General features: G+C 33.7%; 21 protein-coding genes. 7 read left to right on the top strand and 14 right to left on the bottom strand.

What is annotated here, in order from left to right; genetic code table 11:
• Positions 1 to 136: 136 nt before the first annotated feature.
• The 11 genes from N4A45_08705 to N4A45_08655 all read right to left on the bottom strand — a co-directional run bounded on the left by N4A45_08705 (position 137) and on the right by N4A45_08655 (position 15,602).
• Positions 137 to 1,459 (bottom strand): hypothetical protein, encoded by a 1,323-nt coding sequence (locus N4A45_08705; GenBank protein ID MCT4665294.1) that lies wholly within the window; start codon positions 1,457 to 1,459, stop codon positions 137 to 139.
• Between the two features lie 382 nt (positions 1,460 to 1,841).
• A complete protein-coding gene (locus N4A45_08700; GenBank protein ID MCT4665293.1) occupies positions 1,842 to 3,281 on the bottom strand; it encodes a hypothetical protein in 1,440 nt (479 codons plus the stop codon).
• A 441-nt stretch (positions 3,282 to 3,722) separates the two neighbouring features.
• A complete protein-coding gene (gene acs, locus N4A45_08695; GenBank protein ID MCT4665292.1) occupies positions 3,723 to 7,541 on the bottom strand; it encodes an acetate--CoA ligase in 3,819 nt (1,272 codons plus the stop codon).
• 35 nt (positions 7,542 to 7,576) lie between these two features.
• Entirely contained in the window at positions 7,577 to 7,795 is a 219-nt protein-coding gene (locus N4A45_08690) for a hypothetical protein (GenBank protein ID MCT4665291.1), read from the bottom strand.
• A complete protein-coding gene (locus N4A45_08685) occupies positions 7,792 to 8,157 on the bottom strand; it encodes a response regulator (GenBank protein ID MCT4665290.1) in 366 nt (121 codons plus the stop codon). The genes N4A45_08690 and N4A45_08685 overlap by 4 nt, the downstream gene beginning before the upstream one ends.
• Positions 8,154 to 10,844 (bottom strand): ATP-binding protein, encoded by a 2,691-nt coding sequence (locus N4A45_08680; protein ID MCT4665289.1) that lies wholly within the window; start codon positions 10,842 to 10,844, stop codon positions 8,154 to 8,156. The genes N4A45_08685 and N4A45_08680 overlap by 4 nt, the downstream gene beginning before the upstream one ends.
• A gap of 304 nt (positions 10,845 to 11,148) precedes the next feature.
• Complete coding sequence (locus N4A45_08675) at positions 11,149 to 12,918, bottom strand: cation acetate symporter (GenBank protein ID MCT4665288.1); 1,770 nt, start codon at positions 12,916 to 12,918, stop codon at positions 11,149 to 11,151.
• 31 nt (positions 12,919 to 12,949) lie between these two features.
• On the bottom strand, positions 12,950 to 13,198 hold the full coding sequence (locus tag N4A45_08670) for a DUF4212 domain-containing protein (GenBank protein MCT4665287.1): 249 nt from the start codon (positions 13,196 to 13,198) through the stop codon (positions 12,950 to 12,952).
• A 12-nt stretch (positions 13,199 to 13,210) separates the two neighbouring features.
• On the bottom strand, positions 13,211 to 14,452 hold the full coding sequence (locus N4A45_08665; GenBank protein MCT4665286.1) for a hypothetical protein: 1,242 nt from the start codon (positions 14,450 to 14,452) through the stop codon (positions 13,211 to 13,213).
• Between the two features lie 267 nt (positions 14,453 to 14,719).
• Complete coding sequence (locus tag N4A45_08660; protein ID MCT4665285.1) at positions 14,720 to 15,139, bottom strand: helix-turn-helix domain-containing protein; 420 nt, start codon at positions 15,137 to 15,139, stop codon at positions 14,720 to 14,722.
• Between the two features lie 130 nt (positions 15,140 to 15,269).
• Positions 15,270 to 15,602 (bottom strand): hypothetical protein, encoded by a 333-nt coding sequence (locus N4A45_08655; GenBank protein MCT4665284.1) that lies wholly within the window; start codon positions 15,600 to 15,602, stop codon positions 15,270 to 15,272.
• A 425-nt stretch (positions 15,603 to 16,027) separates the two neighbouring features.
• On the opposite strand from N4A45_08655, the gene sucD reads away from it, so the two are divergent.
• Positions 16,028 to 16,897, top strand: coding sequence for a succinate--CoA ligase subunit alpha (gene sucD, locus N4A45_08650; GenBank protein MCT4665283.1), 870 nt, complete (start codon positions 16,028 to 16,030; stop codon positions 16,895 to 16,897).
• A 145-nt stretch (positions 16,898 to 17,042) separates the two neighbouring features.
• The gene (locus N4A45_08645; GenBank protein ID MCT4665282.1) at positions 17,043 to 17,675 is read left to right on the top strand and encodes an NAD(P)H-dependent oxidoreductase; all 633 of its coding nucleotides are present in this window, start codon (positions 17,043 to 17,045) and stop codon (positions 17,673 to 17,675) included.
• A gap of 102 nt (positions 17,676 to 17,777) precedes the next feature.
• On the opposite strand, the gene N4A45_08640 is transcribed toward N4A45_08645, so the two are convergent.
• On the bottom strand, positions 17,778 to 18,146 hold the full coding sequence (locus N4A45_08640; GenBank protein MCT4665281.1) for a DUF2200 domain-containing protein: 369 nt from the start codon (positions 18,144 to 18,146) through the stop codon (positions 17,778 to 17,780).
• Positions 18,147 to 18,351: 205 nt separating this feature from the next.
• On the opposite strand from N4A45_08640, the gene N4A45_08635 reads away from it, so the two are divergent.
• The 5 genes from N4A45_08635 to priA all read left to right on the top strand — a co-directional run bounded on the left by N4A45_08635 (position 18,352) and on the right by priA (position 24,289).
• Entirely contained in the window at positions 18,352 to 19,461 is a 1,110-nt protein-coding gene (locus N4A45_08635) for an aminopeptidase (GenBank protein MCT4665280.1), read from the top strand.
• A 10-nt stretch (positions 19,462 to 19,471) separates the two neighbouring features.
• On the top strand, positions 19,472 to 19,762 hold the full coding sequence (locus N4A45_08630; protein ID MCT4665279.1) for a DUF493 domain-containing protein: 291 nt from the start codon (positions 19,472 to 19,474) through the stop codon (positions 19,760 to 19,762).
• On the top strand, positions 19,763 to 21,190 hold the full coding sequence (locus N4A45_08625) for a CCA tRNA nucleotidyltransferase (protein MCT4665278.1): 1,428 nt from the start codon (positions 19,763 to 19,765) through the stop codon (positions 21,188 to 21,190).
• Entirely contained in the window at positions 21,187 to 21,696 is a 510-nt protein-coding gene (locus tag N4A45_08620; GenBank protein MCT4665277.1) for a hypothetical protein, read from the top strand. The genes N4A45_08625 and N4A45_08620 overlap by 4 nt, the downstream gene beginning before the upstream one ends.
• 157 nt (positions 21,697 to 21,853) lie before the next feature.
• Complete coding sequence (priA, locus tag N4A45_08615; GenBank protein ID MCT4665276.1) at positions 21,854 to 24,289, top strand: primosomal protein N'; 2,436 nt, start codon at positions 21,854 to 21,856, stop codon at positions 24,287 to 24,289.
• A 13-nt stretch (positions 24,290 to 24,302) separates the two neighbouring features.
• On the opposite strand, the gene N4A45_08610 is transcribed toward priA, so the two are convergent.
• Positions 24,303 to 24,887, bottom strand: coding sequence for a hypothetical protein (locus N4A45_08610; GenBank protein MCT4665275.1), 585 nt, complete (start codon positions 24,885 to 24,887; stop codon positions 24,303 to 24,305).
• 14 nt (positions 24,888 to 24,901) lie between these two features.
• A complete protein-coding gene (locus N4A45_08605; GenBank protein ID MCT4665274.1) occupies positions 24,902 to 25,357 on the bottom strand; it encodes a hypothetical protein in 456 nt (151 codons plus the stop codon).
• Between the last annotated feature and the right edge of the window lie 21 nt (positions 25,358 to 25,378).

The raw sequence follows: 25,378 nt of genomic DNA, 5'->3' as shown, positions 1-25,378 counted from the left end.
CCAAAAAAGACCTTTGATGGCTCAAAAGTCTTTTGATGTTTTCACAATACCTTATCTAGAAGCTTGTTAATATCGATGTTACCTAGTTCAGATTTTGCTCTGCGAGCAATCCGAAGACTTAGTTATTAGCTTTAGTTTATAATTTGGAGTTAATATATTCATCTAAGTATATCTGCCAGTCCATTGAAGCTTGATTAATTTCATCACTTAAAGACGGGAATAAAAATAGTTCAGACAAAATTTCATCATTTTTTTGTTTGTTCATTGAACTATTTTCTTTAGTATATATGTCATTTATATATTTAACTTGTGTATAGTTTGTTGTTCTTCTGCATTTTTTTTTGAATAAATTATAAGAATTAAAGAAATGAGCGCTTGTAATAACTGAAGGACTTTTAGCATTGTTATATACAAATTTTCTAAAATATACTTTAGCTAAATTTACAATTAATCCTAAATGTTTGTTTTGAGTTTCTGTTATACCATCTGCCTCTCTAAGTAAATTTAATTTTTCTTCAAGTGATGTGTAATTTCTAGAGATATAATCATTAATTCCTTCTTTAGTTGTTGGGATTTGAGAAGGATCTAGATTGTCAATTTTTTCTACTAAATTCCTTATTTTTTCTTTTACAACTTTAGGAAGAACTTTTGATCTGTTTTTTGTGAAACTCAATGATAATACGCCATTAAAATCCACAATCGGTTTTTCAATGATTTTTTTTCCATAAGTGAATTTTGATAAACTATTTATAATATTACTTATGCCTCCAATTAAAGTTCCTGAGTTATCTTCGATTGATGAATCTAGAATAATTCCTATTTTATCATTTGAACTAATATATGGTGTATTCCTGTCTGATTTTTTTAAATTATTATATTCATCAAAATTACTAGGAATTTCAAATTCGTTTTGAAAAAGTAAATTTGTTAAACCATCTTTTTTTGAAGAAGAAATTATTTTATCAATTAGACTAACTCCAAAAGGAGAATTTTCTGAGTTTATTGAAATTCCTAATACAGAAGAAATGAGATTCTTTAAATCATCACTAGCGTTTCGAGATTTAATTAATTCTAGACTAATTTCTATGTGTGTGACATTTTTTAAATCTTGATTTTGGATTAAATTTTTGTAATTAATTTTTCTGTTATATAGGTCTCCTTTTTTATAACCAAACGTGTTTGAAAAATCGAATAAAAACCTATATTCATTTATTGTTTTAGATAAACTTCCCGAGTTTTGTTTAAAGATAACTTTTAAATGAGGGAGATAGTTGTCATTTGTAGGTACTTTAAAAGCAAGATCACTTAAATTTATAGAAAGAGAGTTACTTCTAGTTATAGATTCTTTAGCTAAATTCTTATAAACATTTTGAATGTCATTTTTTGAAATAGGGTTTTCTTGTGATATACTTTTTAGGTGAAAAAGCAAAAGAAATAGTAGTAAAGTTTTTATTTTCATTTTGTTTAGTTTTTTTAAATTAAAGCTAACAACCGTATAAACACACCTTTGTATAACATAGGTGTGTGTTTATACGCCCTATATATTTTGTTTACCCAAATCTAATGAATCCAAAGGATTTATCAAATCAATGAGTTGATTTTTTGTTATATGCGTATGAATTCGGTTGGTTTTTTGGGAATTTATCAAGCAAATTATGTAAAGAAAATGAGCTTGAATTTCATGAAAAATTTGTCGGAAAGCTTGAGATGTTTTCTGAAGTGTAAGTAATCGGTACAAGGCTGTGGGATTTAGTCAACCCAGATGTTTTGGGGCAGACTACCTAGTTCAGGTTTTGCTCTGCGAGTAATCTGAACTCTTAGTTGTTTTAGGTACTGATGTTTTATATTAATCTAAAATATTCTTCATTCGTATCAATTTCACACAAATCTTCATAAAATTTCGCATGGTTTATAATATATCCTTTGTATCCAACATATTTAAAAATCAATGCACTAATTAACGTGAATAGTTTCCCAGAAATATAGCCCAAGTAGTTATTTATATCTGATTCCGTTTTTAGCTTTTTGCCTGTCATTAATATATTACCATGAAGCAAGTCATTTCGATGTTCTATAGCTTTAATGTCGTCAATGGTTAATTCTACTCTCATTTGCTCAAATGGAAGAGCCAATTTTTGATTATTTGTAAGGTGTTCCTTTACAATTGGTCTGTTAATTTCATTAATCCTTCTTTTTATCTTTAAAATACCATCATTGCTGATTTTATCATTGTATGAATCAACTACTTTAGTCAAATCTTTTTTTAATGAATCAGCAGTGGTGTTGTGACTAATCGGATATTCTTTTCCTGTTTCATTTTGCGAAATAATTTTAGATAATGATTCCACTACTATTGAGAATACACTTGGGATAATAAGAAAAGAACGTACGCTTGACGCTTCCATTAACAGAATAATTGAAGCAGATAATTCTTGATTGTTATGAATCATAGAAACCAAGGTTGCGAACTCTTTAAGTTTCAATCTTGTTAACTTATTTACATAACTTTCAGCGATTTTCTTTTTGTCATAAAGTATACTGTACGGATTCCAATTAAGAGGGGAATACATTGAATCTATTTCTGGTCTTAAGTAATTGCAATAATAGAAAGCATGTTCTTCTGTGAAAATAAGTTCTTCTCCACCAGGCATATGTGTTGTAACAAATCCTAGTGCTTGTTTTATTGAAAAACAGTAATCTTGAAAACTCTCTAATTCAATTTCTTGCAAACTGTCAATTATGTAAAATCCCTTGTCTCCATTTTTAAGCTGAACAATATCAAATAAAACATCATTCAAGTCAATTCTTAGACAGTCATAATAATGTTCTGCTTCTTTATCCTGATATGTAACTGTTTCAAATTGATAGTGAAAAGTATTCAGCTTGGAAACTTCAGTTGAAATGAAGCATTGATATTTTGATTTGTCTGTTTTAAAGTTTTTGTCTTTGATGATGTTTAATTCACAAATATTTGTCCGTTCAATAGTTTCATTTATTTTCGTATTTGTAGAATTTATATGAAACGAATCAATTAAATATTCAAATCCTTCAACTTTTGCTTCTATACCATTAATTTTTTCAAAATCTCCGAAATGAGGAAGGCTTATGTCTTTAATTTCAATGTTTATTTTCTTTCCCAGTTTTGTAATCTTACCACTGGTAGAGAACTCATTTTCTTTACTTAAAATTATATCAGTTTTATCCCAACTAGCGATTTTTCTAATTATCTCTAATTGCTTATCAAAGTTTTTATAGTTTTCTATTCTTTTCGTTGAGCTCATATTATTATTTTCAGTACGGTTTTTTCTATTTGTGACTAACAACAGAATGAACACACCTTTGTATAACAAAGGCACATTCATAAGTCATTATACATTTATACTTTTTCTGTCATTATCAAAAACACAAAAAGCCCAGTAAATACAAGTTTTAGAAATGAATCTAGAGGTACTATTTATATTTTTGAATATCATGAGACTAAGGTACAAAAAAACAATTTTATGAAGAAAGAATAAACGAATAATATGCGACTATTGTTTTTGGTTTTTGTTGGATTTTTATTTCTCTGTACAATATTTTTTAGCCCCGATAGAGGCGGTATCCTTTTGTTTTTTGAAGAAAAACAAAAGATAAAGCCGAAAGCGGGAAATAGCTCCTAAAAAAAATACCATCCTTTCAAGGGAGAAAGAATGGTATTGAGTTCAAAAATTAGCAATAAAAAATTATAAAGCCCCTTTTTTAATTGATTCCACCACATCGGGATTAAGGAGGGTGGAGATATCTCCCAGATTGGAAGTGTCATGTGCGGCTATTTTTCTTAGAATTCTACGCATGATTTTTCCAGATCGGGTTTTTGGTAGTCCTACTACAAATTGGATTTTATCGAGCTTGGCAATGGGTCCTATAGAGCGTCTTACTAAGCCATTTATTTCCTTGCGTAGTGCCTCTTGGTCGTTGGTTTCTTCGTAGAGAATCACGTAGGCATAGAGGGCATTTCCTTTTAAGTCGTGTGGGAATCCTACAATGGCAGATTCTACAACATTGGAATGTTCGTTGATTACATTTTCTATAGGTGCCGTTCCTAGATTATGCCCAGAGACAATCACTACATCATCTACACGTCCTGTGATGCGGTAGTTTCCTTCTAGGTCTCTAAAAGCACCATCGCCCGTGAAGTATTTCCCGGGATAGGCTGAGAAATAGGTTTCTTTATAGCGTTGGTGATTTCCGTAGATGGTTCTTGCCATAGAAGGCCAGGGGTGTTTTACGCATAGATTTCCTTCTGCTGGGTTTGAATTAATTTCCGATCCATCATTTTCTACCAAACAAGGTTGAATTCCTGGTAAAGGTCGGGTAGCAAAAGTGGGTTTTGTAGGGGTAATATTTGCCAAAGGGGAAATCATTATTCCACCTGTTTCGGTTTGCCACCAAGTATCAACTATTGGGGCTTTTTGTTTCCCTATTTTTTCATTGTACCAATGCCAAGCTTCTTCGTTTATGGGTTCTCCTACGGTTCCCAGTACTTTTATGGAGGATAGATCATATTTTTCTACAAAAGAAATATCTTGTGCAGATAAGGCTCTAATGGCAGTAGGGGCAGTGTAAAACTGACTTACTTGGTGCTTTTCTACTATTTGCCAAAATCTTCCGTAGTCTGGATAACTAGGGACACCTTCAAACATCACAGAAGTGGCTCCTGCTCCAAGAGGTCCGTAAACAATATAGGAATGTCCTGTAATCCAGCCAATGTCGGCGGTACAGAAATAGATATCACCTTTTTGGTATTGGAAAACATTTTGGAAAGAATAGGCGGTATAAACCATATATCCTCCGCAAGTATGAACCATTCCCTTTGGTTGTCCTGTAGAACCCGATGTATAGAGAATAAAGAGCATATCTTCGGCATCCATTTCTACGGCTTCGCACACATCATTTACTTGGGTAAGTTCTTCGTGCCACCAAATATCTCGCCCTTCTTTCATGGTTACTGAGGCATTTATTCTGTTATAGACTATGGAAGTTTCTATGCTTGGGCAAGTTTCTAAGGCTTCATCGGCTATAGATTTTAGATCAACGGCTTTGGCTCCACGGTTTACGCCATCGGTAGTGAGAAGCATCTTACAGGATGCATCGTTTATTCTAGAAGATAACGCAGCGGCAGAAAAACCGGCAAATACCACCGAGTGTACCGCTCCAATTCTAGCACAGGCTAAAGTGGCTATTGCCAATTCTGGTATCATGGGCATATAGATACACACACGATCTCCTTTTGATATTCCGTTTCTTTTGAGCACATTGGCAAATCGGCAGACTTCACTATGTAGTTGTTTATAGGTGAATTCTCTAATTTCCTCTTCAGGATTATTGGGTTCCCAGATAATGGCTCTTTGGTTTCCTCTTGTTTTGAGGTGACGATCTAAGCAGTTTTCGGTAATGTTGAGTTTTGCTCCTTTAAACCATTCAAATTTGGGTTCTTCCCAGTTGTATTCTAAGACCGTATCCCATTTTTTACGCCAAGTAAAAGTTTCGGCAATTTCTTCCCAAAAAGCTTCGGGTTGATGAATGCTTTTTTGATAATCTTGATAGTATTTGATAAAAGAATCGACTTTTACGTCTTCTAGTGTTCTAATATCTTCTATCTGAATATCCTTATAAATCCCTATTTTGTTTAATTGATAGCTGTGGCTAATTTCGTCAATAATGGCAGGATCATCTATGGTAGATGGTATTTTATAATCTACACCGTCGGCAATATTCCTTAGGAGCTTACGCAATATTTTTCCTGATCGTGTTTTGGGTAAACGATTGACAATAAGTACTTTTTTTAAGGATGCTACGGCGCCTATTTCTTTTCTTACTAATTGTACAATATGGTGTTGAAGCTCAAAGTGCTGAATAACTTCACCTGCTTTTAAGACTACCAAAGCCAAAGGAATTTGTCCTTTTAGTTCGTCTTTTATTCCAAAAACAGCACATTCGGCTACCGATGGGAAAGAGGCTACTACTTCTTCCATGTCGGCAGTAGAAAGACGGTGTCCTGCTACATTAATTACGTCATCTACACGCCCTGTGATATAAACATATCCATCTTCATCTTTATATCCGCCGTCTCCAGAGGCATAAAATCCTTCAAACTGACTGAGATATCCGTCTTTGTAGCGTTGGGTATTTTGCCAAATATCCAATAAAGTCCCTGGTGGTAAGGGGGTTTTTACGGCAACATATCCTTCTTCACCTGCTGCAAGTGGATTTCCTTCTCTATCAAGAATTTGAATATCGTATCCACAAACAGCTTTGGCTGCCGAACCTGCTTTTACAGTTAGTGCTTCTACACCCATCATATTGGCAATCATGGGCCATCCTGATTCTGTTTGCCACCAATGATCAATAACAGGAACACCAAGTTTTTCTTCTGACCAATGTAGCGTAGCTGAATCACAACGTTCTCCTGCTAAGAAAAGCGCTTGAAAATGACTGAGGTCATAATCTTTGATAAATGTTCCTTTTGGATCTTCTTTTTTGATGGCTCTAATGGCTGTTGGAGCCGTAAAAAGGGCTTTTACTTTATGTTCGCTAATGATTCGCCAAAAAGTACTTGCGTCGGGTGTTTTGATCGGTTTTCCTTCAAAAATTAGGGTGGTATTTCTATTGATAAGTGGTCCATATACAATAAAACTATGTCCAACAACCCATCCTACATCTGAGGCAGCCCAAAAAACTTCTCCTTCTTGAATATTATAGATTTTTTTCATAGAAAACTTTAAGGCAGTAGCATAACCACCTGTGTCTCTCAAAATTCCTTTGGGTTTCCCTGTAGTCCCCGATGTATATAACACATAGGATGGGTGTGTAGATTCTACGGGAGTACAGGCTACGGGTTTTGCATTGTTTACCAAGGTTTCATAATCCACAAAGCGTTCTGTTTTTGTCATTATTGCTCCTAAAGAACGTTGGTAAACGATGACTTTTTCGGGTTTGTGTTGGGCAAGATCAATTGCTTTATCTACCAGTGGTTTGTAGGCAATTATTTTATTTACTTCTATTCCCGAAGTGGCTGTAATAATGGCTTTTGGTTTACAGTCGTCTATACGTATGGCAAGTTCATTGGGCGCAAAGCCTCCAAAAACAACTGAATGAATTGCTCCTAAACGTGCACAGGCGAGCATGGCAAAAGCAGCATGAGGAATCATGGGCATATAAATAACCACGGTATCGCCCTTGTTTACACCCATTTCTTGGAGTCCACCAGCAAGTCTTGCCACTTGGTCAAGAACTTCAGCATAGGTGTATTTTATTTGTTGTTGGGTAACAGGAGAATCATAAATGATGGCTGTTTGTTCTCCAAAACCATCTTCAATATGCTTGTCTAGTGCTAGATAACATAAATTAGTTTCTCCATCAGCAAACCATCTATATAAACCCTCTTCGTTTTGGCTTAGGATATTATTGGGTTCTGTGAACCAATGTATATTTTTACTTTCTTCTTTCCAAAATTCTTCTGGTTTTTGGATACTCTTGTCATAATAGGATTGATAGCTCATAATGTGTGTTTTTTAGGTTCGAAATAAGGGTGTGATTAGGATTTATGGAGTAATCCAAACCAATTTGGGTTGAGAATTTTCACTTTTATCAATGCCCAAATAAAGAGTAGGGCAAAAGCACCAAAAGCGATAGAGAGTATGAAAAATCCTCGAAAATGGGCTTCTATCTGAAACCGAAATAATAAGGTTCCGATAATGTATAGACTGATAAAAATATCGGAGGCTAAGGGACTCAATTGATACCATTTTTTCATGCCAATAGTTTATTAACTTCTGATACCAGTTTTTTGGTAGAGAAGGGTTTAGGAATATAAAGATCTGCTCCTAGTTCGAGCCCTCTTTTTATATCATTTTCTTTGGTTTTTGCCGTAAGGAAAATGATTTTTATATGTTGGTGTTTTTGAGATGATTTTAATTGTTCGATTACTTGATATCCATCCACTTTGGGCATCATGATATCAAGAAGAATTAAATCGGGAATATTTTCTTCAATTAAATCCAATGCTTCTTGTCCGTCTCTGGCAATAAATACCTCATAATTTTCTTTGCGAAGCAAGAAGTCTAAAGACATTACAATACTGGGTTCATCGTCTACTATTAGGATACTATTTTTCATATTTTGGCTTTATAGAGTTTTATAAAAATTGTTAGACCTTGGTGCTTGTTGTTTTCTGCCCAAATACTTCCTTGGTGACTTTCTATAATTTGTTTAGAAATGGCTAATCCAAGACCAGAGCCCGTGGGTTTGAGTCTATTTTGATTTTCTGATTGATAGAATTTCTCAAATATTTTTGTCAACTCAGTTTCTTCTACTCCTTTTCCATTATCCGTAAAAGAAAGGAGATAGGCATTATTTATATCTTGAATAGATATGGTGATTTTTCCGTTATTTTCTGGGCAAAATTTTAGCGCATTGGATAAAATATTCACAAAAACTTGATGAATTCGATCCATATCTAGTTTGATATAATGGGTATTTGAATCCATAAAGTGGATGGCAATATTTTTCTTTTTTGATAAATGAGACACAGTTTGAATGGCATCTTTTATTACTTGCGATAAAGAAATTAATTGGAATGCCAATATTTCTCTTCCATTAGTAAGTTTCTCAATATCTAAAAGATGATTAACTAGTTTGGCAACTCGATCACTCTCAATGGCAATACTTTGAATAAATTTTATACGTGTTTCTTGATCAATTTCTTGGTTGTCTATCAGTATTTCTGATAATGCTTTTATAGAGGTAATAGGCGTTTTGAGCTCATGGGAAACCGTATCTAAAAACTCATCTTTTTGTTTGTCTTTTTCACGAAGTTCTATATTGTTATTTCGCACTTTATTGGCGAGTTTTTTGAGCTCTTTAGATTGTATTTCTAAGGCTTTATTACTGGCTTTTGCTTCTTTGATGTCCTCTAAGACTTCCAAAACTTCAGGAAGGCTTATTTTATCTTCTTTTATTACCGAAGAAATCAATATTCGGGCGGAAGCCGAACCAATAGATCCTGTCAATAGTCTTTCTGAGAAATTGATTAACCGGGCATCTGCTATTTTTTCGTTCTTTGGAAAATTATATTTTAAATAGAATAGATTCAATGCTCTTTCGGTTCTTGCTGATCCTAAAAAACGATTTAGAACACTCTTTAAATCTTTTACATAGGCTTCACCTTTCCAGACAAAAGCCGTTTCATGCATTTGTAAAAAAGTATTGGAGTCCACAAATATTTCGGCGTAATTTCGTTCACGATACGTTCCTTTAGTAGAAACTGAAACCACCAAATAAGTTCCTAGATTAAAAAATATACTCCAGAAAAATGCTTGAGGAACAGGACTTAAATAATCTAAGCCCAAAAACTGATAGGGTTTGAGCCATGTGATTCCAAAATAACCCTGAGCAATGAGACTGGTGTTTTCTGTATTTTGTGTTAAGCTATAAGGGATGATGAGCAGAATAAGGGTGAAGAAAAACCCAACAATAATTCCTGAAGTTGCCCCAATAGAAAGTCCTCTTTTCCAATACAATCCCCCAAAAAATGCGGGTGCCAATTGTGCAATCATCACAAAGGCTATAAGCCCAAGTGAATATAGAGATTTTTCCATAGCAAAACCGTGGTAGAAGAAAAAGGCTAGAAGAATGAGGCTAAAAATAGAAATTCTACGAATATTTTTGATGTAAATTTCATTAGTTTCGGATTCTCCTTTTACAAATGTTTTCAAAAAACCATAAGGAATAATCAAATTGTTACTCAACATGGTAGAAAGGGATAAGCTAGAAATGAGAATCATAGAAATTGCAGCCGAAAAACCACCCACAAAAACCAAAATTGCCATGATATCATTATTGAAAAGCATAGGAATCATCAGGGAATACACATCGGGATTGGCATCGGTGTTTTCAAATAATACCGAACCTCCCCAAGCGATAAAAGCCACAAATAAATTAAATAATAACAAATACAAAGGAAAAATCCAAAGTGCCTTATTGAGATGTTTAATTCTTTCATTTTCTACTACCGTTGTCTGAAATTGTCTTGGAAGTAGAAAAATGGCAAACATAGAAAGCATGGAGAGCAATAGCCAATCAAAATATTGTTTGGGATCTGAGAGGGTTATAGTTTTTTCGAACCCGTCTATTTCCTTTGCTTGATTAATGAGATCAACTGGATGATCAAAAACTCCGTAAATGATATAAAAACCGAGTAACAAAAAGACCACTAATTTTATAATAGCTTCTACGGCAATAGTGGCTATTATTCCTGGATGTTTTTCACTGGCATCGGTATTTCGGGTGCTGAAAATGGCTGCAAAAACACCTAAGATTAGTGCAATATAGAAAGTGGTGTCCGACAAGAGATTTTTACTTAAACTCTGTTCCGTAATCACCGAAAATGATTCTGAAATGGCTTTAAGCTGTAAAGCAATATAAGGGACAATGGCTAAGAGGCAAATGATGGTTACCAAAGCACCTAAAAACCGATTGTTTCCATAGCGTATGGAAATAAAATCTGCCAAAGAAGCCACTTTGTTTCCTTTGGAAATACGGATCACTTTTTTCATAATCATGATCCATGCAGGAATGATGATGATAGGGCCGATATAGATGGTGAGAAAGGAAATTCCAGAGTTTTTTGCCATTCCTACAGATCCATAATAAGTCCAAGCAGTACAATAAACCGCTAAGGAAATAGCATAGGTATATGGATGATTTACCCATCGGGATTTTTTGTTTTTTTCTGCCCAAAAAGCAATAAAAAACGTAAAAGCCAAATATGCCAAAATAATCAATATGACCGTAGTGCTACTCATGGAATCTTTTTAGGACTGTAAAGGTGATTAGTATGCTAATAATCCAAAGGAAAAAAATATATAAATAGAGTAGGGGTAATCCAAAAACAAAAAAAGGTTTATTGAATATCAGTAGAATAGGGATATTCAAGCCGATAAATAAACCAATACTCAAGAGAATGAGCTTTTGTTGATGTCTTACTTTCATGTTCTTTCTTTTTTATGTTTTAGCTACCTATAATACCACTTATGGTAAACAATTTATTATCTGTATTAAGGCTTGAAATTTTATTTTTCAAGCCTTAAAAAAACGTTTTTCAGATAATTAATGAGCATGAGCTTCTCCAGCACCACTAGGGATTCTGATATCTTCTACAATATCTTGTACCTCTGATGGTGGGGCAGGAGTGACTCTAGAAATAACCATGGAAATCACAAAATTGATGATCATTGCAACGGTTCCAAAACCTTCGGGAGAGATTCCAAACCACCAATCGGTTTCTCCTCCACCGCCAAACATTCCTAGTTTGAATTTCATCATATAAAAGAGCATTAAAACCATCCCGATAACCATTCCTGCAATGGCTCCTTCTTTATTCATCCGTTTATCAAAAATTCCTAAGACAATAGCGGGAAAGAAAGAAGCAGCAGCCAAACCAAAGGCTAGTGCCACAACGGCGGCGACAAAACCGGGTGGGTTAATTCCGAAATATCCTGCAATAATAATCGCAAAAACAATACTAACTCTTGCCCAAGCTAATTCTCCTTTTTCAGAAATATTGGGGGCTATTTGTTTTTTGATCAAATCGTGAGAAATAGAGGTAGAAATCACCAAAAGTAAACCAGCAGCTGTAGAAAGTGCGGCGGCAAGTCCACCAGCTGCCACTAAAGCAACTACCCAAGCAGGAAGATTCGCAATTTCGGGGTTGGCGAGTACCATAATATCTCGATCTACATAGAGTTCGTTAGAAGTCGAAGAAGGATTTTTCACCGTTCTTTCTCCAAATTGCCCTCTTTGCTCACTGAAGTCTGGCTTTTTATCTGCCAAAGCAGATCCGCTTATATATTGGATTTTTCCATCATTGTTTTTATCCGCCCAAGCGATCAGTCCCGTGTTTTCCCAGTTTTTAAACCAAGCAGGCATTTCAGAATAGCTTTTGTTACTTACTGTTTCAATGAGGTTTGTTCGAGCAAAAACCGATACCGCAGGAGCTGTGGTGTATAGAATAGCGATAAAAAGAAGAGCTAATCCTGCTGATTTTCGAGCGTCTTTTACTTTTTTTACAGTAAAAAATCGAACAATTACATGAGGAAGACCTGCAGTTCCTGCCATTAGTGCGAGTGTAATGGCAAAAACATCGGTGGTTGTTTTTGATCCTTCGGTATATTCTTTAAAACCTAGTTGAGTATGTAATGCATCAAGTTTATCTAGTAAATAGGTATTGGTACCTGTAAGTGTATCACCCATTCCGAATTGTGGAACTGGGTTTCCTGTCATTTCGATAGAAATAAAAATGGCAGGAACCATAAAGGCAAAAATTAGAATACAATATTGTGCTACTTGTGTGTAAGTAATTCCCTTCATTCCTCCTAAAAAGGCAAAAATAAGTACTACTGCCATACCAATTCCAACACCTAGATTGATATCAACCTGAAGGAATTGAGAGAATACAATTCCTACTCCACGCATTTGTCCTGCTACGTATGTAAAAGAAACAATAAGCGCACAGATAACGGCAACTGTTCTAGCAATATTAGAGTAGTAACGATCCCCAATAAAATCGGGAACAGTAAATTTTCCGAATTTTCTTAAATAGGGTGCAAGCATCAAAGCTAGGAGGACGTAACCACCTGTCCATCCCATGAGGTAAACAGATCCGTCATACCCTACAAAAGAGATAATTCCTGCCAGAGAAATAAAAGATGCGGCAGACATCCAATCGGCGGCAGTAGCCATACCGTTTGCCAAGGGAGAAACGCCTCCACCAGCTACGTAGAATTCTTTTGTAGATCCCGCTCTTGCCCAAATAGCAATACCGAAATAAATGGCAAAAGTGATTCCTACGAGTATATAAGTCCAAGTTTGTACAGACATAATGTTATATTTTAGTAGTTAATGAATGACTCTATTCGTCGAATCCGTATTTTTTATCCAGTTTGTTCATAATTCTTACATAAACAAAAATGAGGATAACGAATACATACATAGAGCCTTGTTGAGCAAACCAAAATCCGAGCTTAAACCCACCTATTTTGATTTTGTCGAGCTGATCCACTAAGAGAATTCCAGCTACATAGGAGCTTAAAAACCAAATAACTAATAAAATAAAAAGGTATTTTAGGTTTTCTTTCCAGTATTTTTGAGCATTTGTCATAATGTTAGTTTTTTAGAGGTAGATCATGGCTTGAAGCGTAAGCATATTACCTTCACTGATTCCACTTCTGTTAGTATATTCTATAGAAAGTTTGGCATTATTTCCAGAGATATAATAGTTGGTTCCTATACCCAATCTATTTTGATTATCTCCATGAGCATCATAAGAATGATTTTGAAAAGAAATATAAGGTTGCCACCTGCCTTTGTTCATATCACCAGGAAGTAAATAACCCACATGTGTGTAAATCATTGTTCCTGTTCCGTAGGTAGTTCCTAGCATATAATTTTTACCATAATTATTGGTCTGAAGTACCGCATAAGCAGTAAGTGCCGCACCGTTTTCTCCAATGGGAGTTTCCATGAAAATATCGGCAGCTAAAAGGCTCACATTTTGACCTTCAAAGGTGTTGCTATCTACACGATTTACACTTCCATTTGGGTGTAAAAAGAATCCTGCACCAATATTTAGAATTTTCTTTTTTCCTAAATAAGTACCTACTTTAAAAGGTACAAAATTGGATTCTTGATCCCATAATTGATATTCAAAATATCCTGCATAGGCAAATCCTGCTTCTTTTGAGCCCAATAATTTTTTTCCTACATAGGCTGTTTGTCCAATAGATAAATCATCTAGACTGTTTACAGAATTTGTTTCTAATGTGTTGGTCAGAGCATCATTTATGGCTAATCGGTATTGCAGTTTTCCAAATTTCCCCTTAAAAAATACACCAACGTGACGAGCAAATTGATCCGTCATTCCCAGAGTTGCCCAAGACTGACGATTGTTATCTAAAGTCAGCATATTGAGCGTTGATTGATTCGATGCTCTGGAGATTCCATTGAAATAATGTAATCCCATTCCCATGCTATGGTCTTCATGAAGTTTGTATTCAGCCCAAGCATCGTGAAAAAATAATTGAGATCCATTTCCCTTCCCAGTAGGACTGAGGCTATTAGAATTGAGACTGTTTAAACCAAAATGGGTAAGAACCATGAATTTGTCATTGATTTTGGAAAACATCAATACCCTTGCTCGGCGTACATTGAGTCCAACAGGGCTAGACGGATCGCTAGATTCATTGTCTAAATTGTAGGATGCTTGTCCTTGTACCCAGGAAATAATCCTTAGATATTTTTTACCTTCTTCATCAAATTTTACTTTAATTCCTCCTGAATAATCTGGAGAAACTTGAGCAAAAGCATTCATAAAAAGGAAACTTCCCAAGGTAATTAATAGTGATTTTTTTTTCATAGAATATAGGTTAGGTTAAGAAAAAAAAACGCTAAAGGAAAGCTTAATAAAAGCAAGTGAATAGTTATATGTTAGGAATTCTTAAGTAAAGAAAAGCAGGATGAGTGGCTCTTTCTTGGGTTTTAAAACTTTGTTGTACTTTTAGTTATACACCCATTAAGAATATGCTTTTAAAAAGCGTTGGTTTCCTTTAGCGACATAACAAATATGGAAAAAAGGAAACTGAAATGCAAAAATAATATAGTAAAATGGTAATTAATATAGTTTTTAATCCTTAAAACGTTCCCATTTTATGAGCATATATTTGTCTCCTAGTTCAGTAACTAATGTTCCTGCACCTTTTATATTCTCTGGATCTGAAAAGTAATTTTGAAGTTCTTTTGCATTCAAAATCTTATACGTAGGGTGATAATTGAGATTGTAGGGCCTTTTAATACCATATTTTTTTACCCAATTCATTACGCTTACGTGAGAAACTCCTAGAATTCGTTCAATTTCTCTGTAAGTTAAGCCCTCTAAATAGAGCTGTAAAGCTTTATTTACATAGTAAGTATCTATTTGTTTCCCTATTTTATTTACCGTAAAATTGTATCCGCAATCCTTACACTTATAGCGTTGCCTTTTATTTACTATTCCACTTTTAGTGTGATGCTTAGATTGACAATTTGGACATACTTTTTCTTTCATATATATTATTTTAGCATAAATATATCAAATTAGCAATAAATACGAAAGAATTATGTTCATTTTTTCATTTGCAATTGCAGATGAAATATCAAGATCTATTATCTAAAATAGTATATTGTGTTTTCAAATTTTATTTCGTTTCTTCAACAAGTGCGATTTCATTAAGTACGTTTTTTGCAGTAATTCTAACTTCATTCCAAATAGGATGAGATAAATCATTCAGATCATGAAGACCAGATTCGTTAATTTTATTTAACTTCTCATCCAAATCGATAGATAATAGCTTGAATACTTTCTTTCCGTAAATATTCCATAAATACTGACTGTTTTCAAATTCTAAGAGTAGTTCATCAACATTATGAAGTCCTCCCTTAAAAAGCCAATTAAGATATTCCATTTGTTCTTCTTTGTTTTTCGATAAATTAGAGAGGATTCTCTTTAATTCTTTTTTTTGATCAAACATTAGATGGTATAATAATTAATAGATTCTACAATGTACTAAAAATAGTATACAATCTGATTCATCTTTGTAATGAAGGGACTGGTCAATAATTATTTTCTAAACAACTCAATTTAATAAAAATCAGCAATAAAAGCGGTCTTAAAACTGAGTTATATTTATTGTCTTGTAGATATTTAAAAACAAAAATTGAGGTCGTTTAGATTGACATTAAAAGGAGATTACTGAAGCATTCATTTTTTTGATAGAAGTCTTAAAGAGAGCTTGTATTGATTTTAAAGTGATTCTATACCCTTAAAACAAATTTTAGGTTCAAAACTTTTTAAAGTCATTTTGATTGAAGAGAAGATTGTTAAAAAAATTGGAATTTAGGAGGGAAAAACTTACTTTTGGCTTATCTTTTTTAAAATAGATTAAAAAACAAAACAATGAGTGTTTTAGTAAACAAAGATTCAAATATTATCGTTCAAGGTTTCACAGGAAAAGAAGGTACTTTTCATGCATCTCAAATGATTGAGTATGGAACGAACGTTGTAGGAGGAGTTACCCCAGGAAAAGGTGGACAAACTCACCTTGATAGACCAGTATTTAATACTGTAGATGATGCGGTAAAAGCAGCAAAAGCTGATACTTCAATTATTTTTGTACCACCTGCATTTGCAGGAGATGCAATTATGGAAGCTGCTGAAGCAGGGATTAAAGTAATCATTTGTATTACTGAAGGAATTCCTACCAAAGATATGGTAATGGTAAAAGAATACTTGGCAGACAAAGATTGTACGCTTATAGGACCAAACTGTCCTGGAGTAATGACAGCAGGTGAAGCTAAAGTAGGAATTATGCCTGGATTTATATTTGAAAAAGGTTCTGTAGGAATCGTTTCAAAATCTGGTACACTTACTTATGAAGCCGTAGATCAAATTACAAAAGCAGGTTTAGGACAAACAACCGCTATAGGAATTGGTGGAGATCCAATTATTGGAACAACTACTAAAGAGGCCGTTGAACTATTGATGAATGACCCTGAAACTAAAGGAATCATCATGATAGGTGAAATAGGTGGATCTATGGAAGCAGAAGCTGCTCAATGGATTAAAGAAAACGGAACAAAACCAGTTGTTGGTTTTATTGCCGGAGAAACAGCGCCTGCAGGACGTACTATGGGACATGCTGGTGCCATTGTTGGTGGAACAGAAGATACTGCTCAAGCCAAAAAAGCAATCATGAGAGAATGTGGAATTCACGTTGTAGATTCTCCAGCTGATCTTGGATCTAAAATGAAAGAACTTTTAGGATAAATTTTACCTAAAACGAATCAAAGATAAAAAAGATAGCCTCAATAATAGGGGCTATCTTTTTTTTATGTTAATTTTTTTGAAAAAGCTTGTATTTTTCCTACATTAACTTATATTTGTTGCAACAAATAAAAAACATTACCCAACCATGAACAATTTAAACGAAAGCCTTAAGTGGCGATATGCGTGCAAAGCATTTGATGCAACAAAAGAATTATCTGATGAGCAAATTTCTGGGATTAAAGAAAATTATAACCTAACCGCTAGTTCATTTGGATTACAACCTTTTAAATTAGTTGTAGTTAAAAATAGAGCAATTAGAGAACAACTTGTAGAACATTCTTGGAATCAACAGCAAGTAGCAGATGCCTCACACTTATTGGTTTTGGCTACAAGAACAGATTTAGATAATAATCTGATCGCATCTTATGTAGACAGAACTGCAGAAGTAAGAGGAGTAGAACGAGAAAGCTTAAATGCTTTTGAAGGAATGATGCAAGGTTATTTTGCTCAAGCTGGAGCTGATAATCTTAATCTATGGGCTAAATCTCAAAGTTATATTTGTATGGGTAATCTCCTTGCATATTTGGCATCAGAGAAAATTGATAGTTGCCCTATGGAAGGATTTACTCCAGAAAAGTATGATGAAATTCTTGGTTTAGGAAATCATAATTTAACAGCATCTTTAATAATTCCTATTGGATATCGATCAGAAGAAGATAAATACGCTTCATTACCTAAAGTGAGAGCAAAAATTGAAGATATTGTTGTAGAACTATAATGATTTTGTAATCATTAATTCATTTTATACTAAAAAGGCCTTTGTTTTCAGCAAAGGCTTTTTTATTGATTTTATATTAACACCGTAAGCGGTATTAAAGATTTAGGAACGCAAAATTTTCTCCATTTTTCTTCCTTTAGCCAATTCATCAACTAGCTTGTCTAGATACCTACATTTTCTATAAATTTCGAATTCATCCTCGATCTCTTCAATTCTATAACCACAGATTACTCCTTTTATTAAATGCGCTTTCGGATTTAAACTTGCTTGATTAAAGAAATCTCTAAAGGTCGCCTCTTCTACAATTAACTTTTGGATATCTTCTTCTCCAAATCCTGTGAGCCAATGAATCACTTGATCTAACTCCTTTTTATCCCTACCTTTTTTTTCTATTTTATCTAGGTATAATGGGTAAATCTTTGCAAAAATCAGATTTGCAATCTGTTCATTTTTTTTGGATGTAACCTTCATCTTTTTCGCCATTTTATGATTCATTTAAGAGTTTTCCAAAAGAATTGCTCTTAAAAATAAAGGTATAAAAAATATCATTACAAATGACACCATTTTTCTGCTAAAAACTCTATAGATTCATGGAAATAGCTAAAATTGAAACTAAAGAAGAACAAGAAATAGAACCGACTATTTTGTATAATTTTGGAGAAACTAAAAGAACTTTATGAAAAAATATATTTTTTACGCTTTTACGGCTTTGTCACTGAATGTTTTTGCACAAGAAGATAAAAAAACTGAAGTATATCAATTTCAGATCACAAAACAGAACGATGCACTTCCTGTGTGTTCCCAAGGGAAAACCGGAACTTGCTGGTCTTTTGCAACCGCTTCATTTCTAGAGTCTGAACTTATGAGGATGGGAAAAGGAAAGATTGATTTATCCGAAATGTTTATTGTGAAAAATATCTATAAAGAAAAGGTCGAAAACTATGTACGTTATCATGGGAAAACCAATTTTGGACAAGGTTCTTTAGCTCATGATTACCTTAATGCCGTGGAAAAATATGGCTTAATGCCCAATGAAGCTTTTTATCCTGAAATTCATATTGATAAAAAACACAATCATAAAGAACTATTTTCTGTTTTAAAATCTATGGCAAATACTTTTGCGACTTCAGGAAATCTTACAGGGAAATGGAAAATGGGATATCAGGCAGTTTTAGATGCCTATTTCGGTGCTGATAAAGAAAACTTTGAATATAAAGGTAAAACTTATAATCCTGAAAGTTTTAAAAAGAACTTAAAAATTGAACCAAAAAAATATAGGCATATCACTTCATTTACTCATTTGCCAATGGGAGAGAAGCCTGTTGTTTTACAATTACCAGACAACTGGTCTCGTGGTTCTTTTGAAAATATGCCTATGAATATGATGTTCGAAATGACTGAAATGGCTATTTTGAATGGTTTTACAGTTGTATGGGATGCAGATGTTTCTAACAAAGGTTTCAATTCTAAAAAAGGAATTGCAATTGCCCCAAAAGAAGACAACTTTAGTTGGAAAGAACTTAAAGAACCTGCAAAAGAATTAGAAATTTCTCAAGAATTGCGTCAAAAGGAGTTCGATAGACATGTAGTTACAGATGATCACTTGATGCACATTACAGGAATGGCAACGGATCAAAAAGGAAATAAATATTTCGTAGTGAAAAATTCTTGGGGAACCAAGCGTGGAAAAGAAGGTTTTGAAGGATATTTATTTGTTTCAAAAGCCTATTTTATGCTCAATACAATTGCCGTTACTTTTCACCAAGATGCCACAAGAATGAACTAATCCCCCTTTTATGAGTCAAGATCCAAAAGAAGAACTATTTCAAGGCTTAAAAGCCAAGCTTAAAGAACAAAAATGGCCAGCATCTTACTTGTTTAAATTTATTGTAAAACAGGATGATGTAGGAAAATTACAAAAAGTAAAAGATTGTTTTGATGGGAGTAAATACGAATCTTCTGTAAAGCAGTCAAAAAATGGAAAATATATCTCACTTTCTATAAAAGTGAAAAAAATGTATTCTCCTGAAGCTGTGATAGAAAAATATATGAAAGTAGCCGAACTTGAAGGCGTGATTTCACTATAAATGATGAAAAAAAACTATGCAGAAGCACTCAATTTGCGTGTTTTTGAGCAAATAAAAGATACGGCAAAAAATCTCGGTTACCCCACTTATGTAATCGGCGGATTTGTCCGTGATTTACTTTTAGGAAAAGAAAATCCAAAAGATATCGATATCGTTTGTAAAGGATCTGGGATTGACCTTGCCTTAAAAGTAGCCGAAAATTTGGATTCCAAAATAGAAGTAAACTATTTTAAGAACTTCGGTACTGCGATGTTTAAGTACCACGATGTGGAATATGAATTTGTGGGAGCAAGAAAAGAATCATACCGATCTGATTCTCGTAAACCCATTGTAGAAGATGGGACTTTAGAAGACGATCAAAAACGTAGAGATTTCACCATAAATGCATTGGCAATTTCACTCAATGAATCAGACTTCGGAACTTTGGTTGATCCCTTTGATGGTCTAAAAGATCTTGAAAATGGGATCATAAGAACACCTTTAGAACCCGAAATCACTTTTTCTGATGATCCATTGAGGATGATGAGAGCTATTAGATTTGCCTGTCAACTTGGTTTTCAAATAGAAGATTCTTGTTTTCAAGCTATAGGGAAAGTAGCCAATCGTTTACCCATTATTTCCCAAGAAAGAGTCATTACAGAAGTAAACAAAATGATCTTATCTGATAGAGCTTCTTTAGGTTTTAAACTGATGGAAAAAACGGGGCTTTTAAAAGAGTTTTTTCCAGAGTTTATTGCACTCAAAGGTGTTGAAATTCGTGATGGAAGAGGACATAAAGACAATTTTTATCATACGCTCGAGGTTCTTGATAATGTCTGTAAAGAAAGTGATGATTTATGGTTGCGTTGGGCTGCAATAATGCATGATATTGCAAAACCTCCCACCAAAAGATTTGACAAAAAAGTTGGCTGGACGTTCCATGGTCATGAATTTTTAGGTTCTAAAATGGTTCCAAAACTATTTAGAAGATTAAAATTACCACTAAATGACTCCATGAAAATGGTGAAAAAATTAGTTAAACTTCATCTTCGTCCCATTGTTTTGGCACAAGAAGTTGTAACAGACTCAGCCATTCGAAGACTTTTGTTTGACGCAGGAGAAGATCTTGAATCTTTACTGATTCTTTGTGAAGCGGATATTACCACAAAAAATGAGTATAAATCCAAAAAATATCGTGATAATTATCGCCTTATCAGAGAAAAACTAAAAGATGTAGAGGAAAGAGATCAAATTAGAAATTGGCAGCCACCTATTGATGGTCATGAGATTATGAAAACCTTTGGTTTAGGGCAAGGTAGAGAAATAGGAATTATCAAAACAAGGATTCGCGAGGCAATTTTGGAAGGAGATATTACCAATGACTACCAAGAAGCAAAGAATTTAATGCTCAAGATAGGAGTGGAACTTGGATTAAAACAACAATCATGATACAAGCTTATATTTTAAGAGTTATTTATCAAAATGAGGATATTGATGTTTTTAAAGACATTGCTTTCGATCCTTTTACTTCCTTAGAAGATGTACACCAAACCATCCTGAATGCATTTGGAATTGAAGGAAGTTTAGAGGTTGTGTTTTCGCTTTGTAATGAAAACTGGGAACGTGTAGAACAATACGATTTAGATGCCTATCTTGATATGAAAATCAATGAACTCATATACAAAGATGGAGATAGAGCCTTATATGAAAATATAGATACCGAATGGAATTTTCAGATCGAATTTTTGAATGCTTATGAGGTAGAACAAAAACTTTTGCAACCTACTATCGTTGAAGAATACGGGATGCTTCCTGATACTGCACCTTCTGATATTTATGATCCCGAAAGTTTTTTACTAGCTAATACGGGTACTAAGTATAAAGAAGAACGTTACCAAGAGGAAAAAGAGGAAGAAGATGATGATTATACACCAGATATTGCCGATTTTTTCTAATTGGGGGTTCAGAACAGAGTTTATCCCGAGATAATCGGGACTGAACTGACAGTTTGATAAAAGTGTATTTATTTTGTCAGTTCGAGTGGTTTTTGATGAAATGCAATGGAATCAAAAATTGTATCGAGAACAGCACTAAAATAAAAAAGAAACAACTATGTATGTAAATGTTTGGTTGCCAGAAATATTTGGAACAGCTTTTAGCTACCATGTTCCTGAGGAATTTCGAGAGAAAATCCAGTTTGGGATTCGGGTAACTATTCCGTTTAAAAACAAACTTACTTTTGCCATAGTTGAAGAAATATTGGAAGAAATACCTGCTTATGATCTAATAAAGGATATTGTAGATATTCCTGAAAACGATCCTATTATCTATCCCAAACAGTTTGCTTTTTGGAAATGGATGGCCGATTATTATATGGTAAGCACAGGAGTGGTCATGCGCTATGCGCTTCCAAAGGCTTTTGCCCTAAAGAGTGAAACAATGCTTTATTATAATCCGAATTTTTCTAAGGAAAATATCAAAATTTCGGATGATGAATTATTGCTTTTGGATGCTCTAGAGCTTCAAGATTCTCTTAAAATTCAAGAAGTAAAGGCTATTTTACCACATCGAAAAAATCCCAATACTTTGGTGAGTAGGATGGTGAAAAAAGATATGATTCTTCTTGAGAAATTCTTTGAAGAAAAATATCGATACAAAACCATAAAAAAGATAAGAATTACGGATACTTTTTTAAGGGAAAAAGAAAAGCACTACCAAACGATTAAAAGGGCAAAAAAGCAAATGGAATTGTTACAGTTTCTAGAGACTTGTCCAGATTATACCGCAGAATTCAAAGATATCTTTGTAGAGAATGGATTGTCAAAATTCTCGGCAAAAGCCTTGCAGAAAAAGCATTTTGTAATGATTTTTGAAGAAAAAATTGAAAGAAAAGTGTTTTTTGAAACTATTGAAAGGGATTTTGCAAATAAGTATCAAGAAGCTGAAAACAAAATCAATCATTGGGATTGGGAAGATAAAAATCAAGCCGTATTTTACTATGAGCAAGATTTCTATCAAAAATTAGCGATTTATAAAAAAGCCATTCAAAAAAAATTAGCAGAGGATAAAGATGTTCTTTTACTCATACCCGAAATCCTACTGTTTCCACAGTATTATGCCTTTCTACAACATTTTTTTGAAGATCAAGTATTGGTTTATAACGCCCGCCTTTCTGATCATGAAAGAGTAGATACTTGGCGTAAGGTTTATCATCATGAAAATAGAAAAGCCAAAGTAATTGTATCTGCCAAAGAAGGGATTATGCTTCCTTTTGATAATTTGGGACTAATTATCGTGGATTCTTCATCAGATTTACTTTACAAACAACATCTCAATCAACCGCTTTATAATGCTAAAGATATGGCGTTTGTTCTCATGAAAATGTATGATTGTCAGTTGCTCATGTCTGCCATTGTTCCTAGTGTAGAAACCTACTATCTTATTGAGAAAAAAATGGTGGAAGTCCTCAAATTTGAAAAAAAGCAAACAAATCTTCACATCAAATTGGTAGATGTACATCATGAAAAACAGCACCAAGGAATGGTGCAACACCTTTCAAAAAATCTAATTTATGAGATAGATGAAGCATTGGTAAACAAAAAACAAGTACTTATTTACAAAGATAGACGAGGATACGCCAGTAAAATGGAATGCCAGTCTTGTGACTATACACCTAGCTGTGTTCGCTGTAGCGTACATCTCACATTTCATAAAAGAGAATACAGCCTTCGTTGTCATCAGTGTGGTTATAGTACCCGCCCTTCGTTCTATTGTGCAAAATGTGAAAAACCTGATATGCAGGTTAAGGGCTATGGTACCGAAAGGATTTATGAGGAACTTAAAGGGATTTTTGATAAATCGGTTATTGTTAGACTTGATAAAGACACCTTAAAAGGAAAAAATAAACTCAATCAATTTATTGATCGTTATGACAATGGCGAAATCGATATTTTGATTGGGACTAAAATGATTTCCAAGGGTGTAGATTTATCAAACACCGCATTGTTTGCTGTTGTTTCAATGGATGATATGTTGCACTATCCAGATTTTAGAGGGGAAGAAAGAGCTATTCAAACTATTCAATCAGTAGGGAAGAGGTTGCAAAGTCAATCACCAGATTCTTTAATGATTTTACAGACTTATCAACCCAAGCATCCTGTGAATAAAATGCTCCAGGAAAATCAAGAAATCACTTTTTTACACAACAAATTTCTTTTAGACAGAAAAAAATATAGTCTTCCTCCATACACCAGAATGATCGGAATTCTTTTTCGCCATAAACATCCAAAAATTTTGGAAGATGGAACACGTTTATTTAAAGATACACTTTCGGCAAAGATTTCACAAAAGTATCTCATAGGACCCTTTCCTGCACATATTGAAAAACTGAATAATTATTATCAAGAACAAATGATTATTCAACTACCAAGAAACAAAAATTTGGTTAAGACAAAACGATTCATTTCAAAGGTGATAGAACGCTTTGGTAAACATAAAGATTATAGAAATATTTTGATTTCTGTAGATGTTGATCCTCAGTATTTATAACTCCTTGTGCAACTTATATGTGATAGTAAATCAAATCTAGTTTACCATTTTTATAAAATAGAATATCCAATTGCAGGGAATAATTTTTTTCTATAAAACGGGCATCGGCATTTTGTTTTTTTGCTAAACGGACTAACTCATCCTTACGATCTTCTTTAATTATATTGAGTATTGCAATAAACTTTTTGTTTGAACGATACTTTTCTTTTAGATCCGATTCTTCGATTTTATTTCCCTGTATTTGATAATATTGAATTTTCTGATTTTGGTATAAAGCGAAGTTAGAAAGTCCCATTTTTAATAATACAAAGTCAAACTCTGATGTATTAAAATCCTGTTCATAATTCAATACTTTATTGAATCGCTCTAATTCTTCAAAGCATTCTTTCTTTCGAAGTTTTTTCTGAATTTCCCAAAAACCTACCCCAGAACTTTTGATATAAAAGCTATCTAAAACGGGTGAAATTGTTCTTTGGAGAGAATCGGTGATTTCAAAATCCCAAGTAGGTGATAACTTCTTAATATATTGTTCCGAAAAATTTTGTGCATAAACAAAATTAATACTCAATAAAGAAAGGACTAATAATACTCTAAACATACGCTGATTTGTCATTATTCAATCATAATTTTACTTTTCACAGAAATATGGGTACGATTATCAAATTGAAATTCAAAGAATCTGGCATCGCCAGCCTTAGCTTCAATTTTTTGAGAAGAGCGTCCCATTTCAAGATCATTTTTATCAAAAGCTTTTACACTGATATTTCCTTTAAAATCCTTTTCAAAAATAAGATATAATGCTAATAAGTTCTTTTTTCCTTCATATAATCCATCTTCAATTGAAAACTTACCAGTTTGAATACCTTTTTCAATCAAATCCTTAGATAAATGAAGTTCGCACTGAAGTGCTTGGTCAACGCCTTCGGTAATTCCTTCAATAAATTCGGTTGCAGATTTCCCCACATGTTCTCCACTTTTATTAATGGTTTCTTTTGTTTTTTGCTTTATTTTAGAACAAGAAACAAACAGAAAGAAACAGCTAATCAGTATTGTAAGTAATTTTTTCATATTGAAATAAGGTTTTAATTT

The sequence above is a fragment of the Flavobacteriales bacterium genome (genome assembly GCA_025210805.1).
Taxonomy (GTDB): Bacteria; Bacteroidota; Bacteroidia; order Flavobacteriales; family CAJXXR01; genus JAOAQX01.
This window is presented reverse-complemented; position numbering and strand designations above follow the sequence as displayed.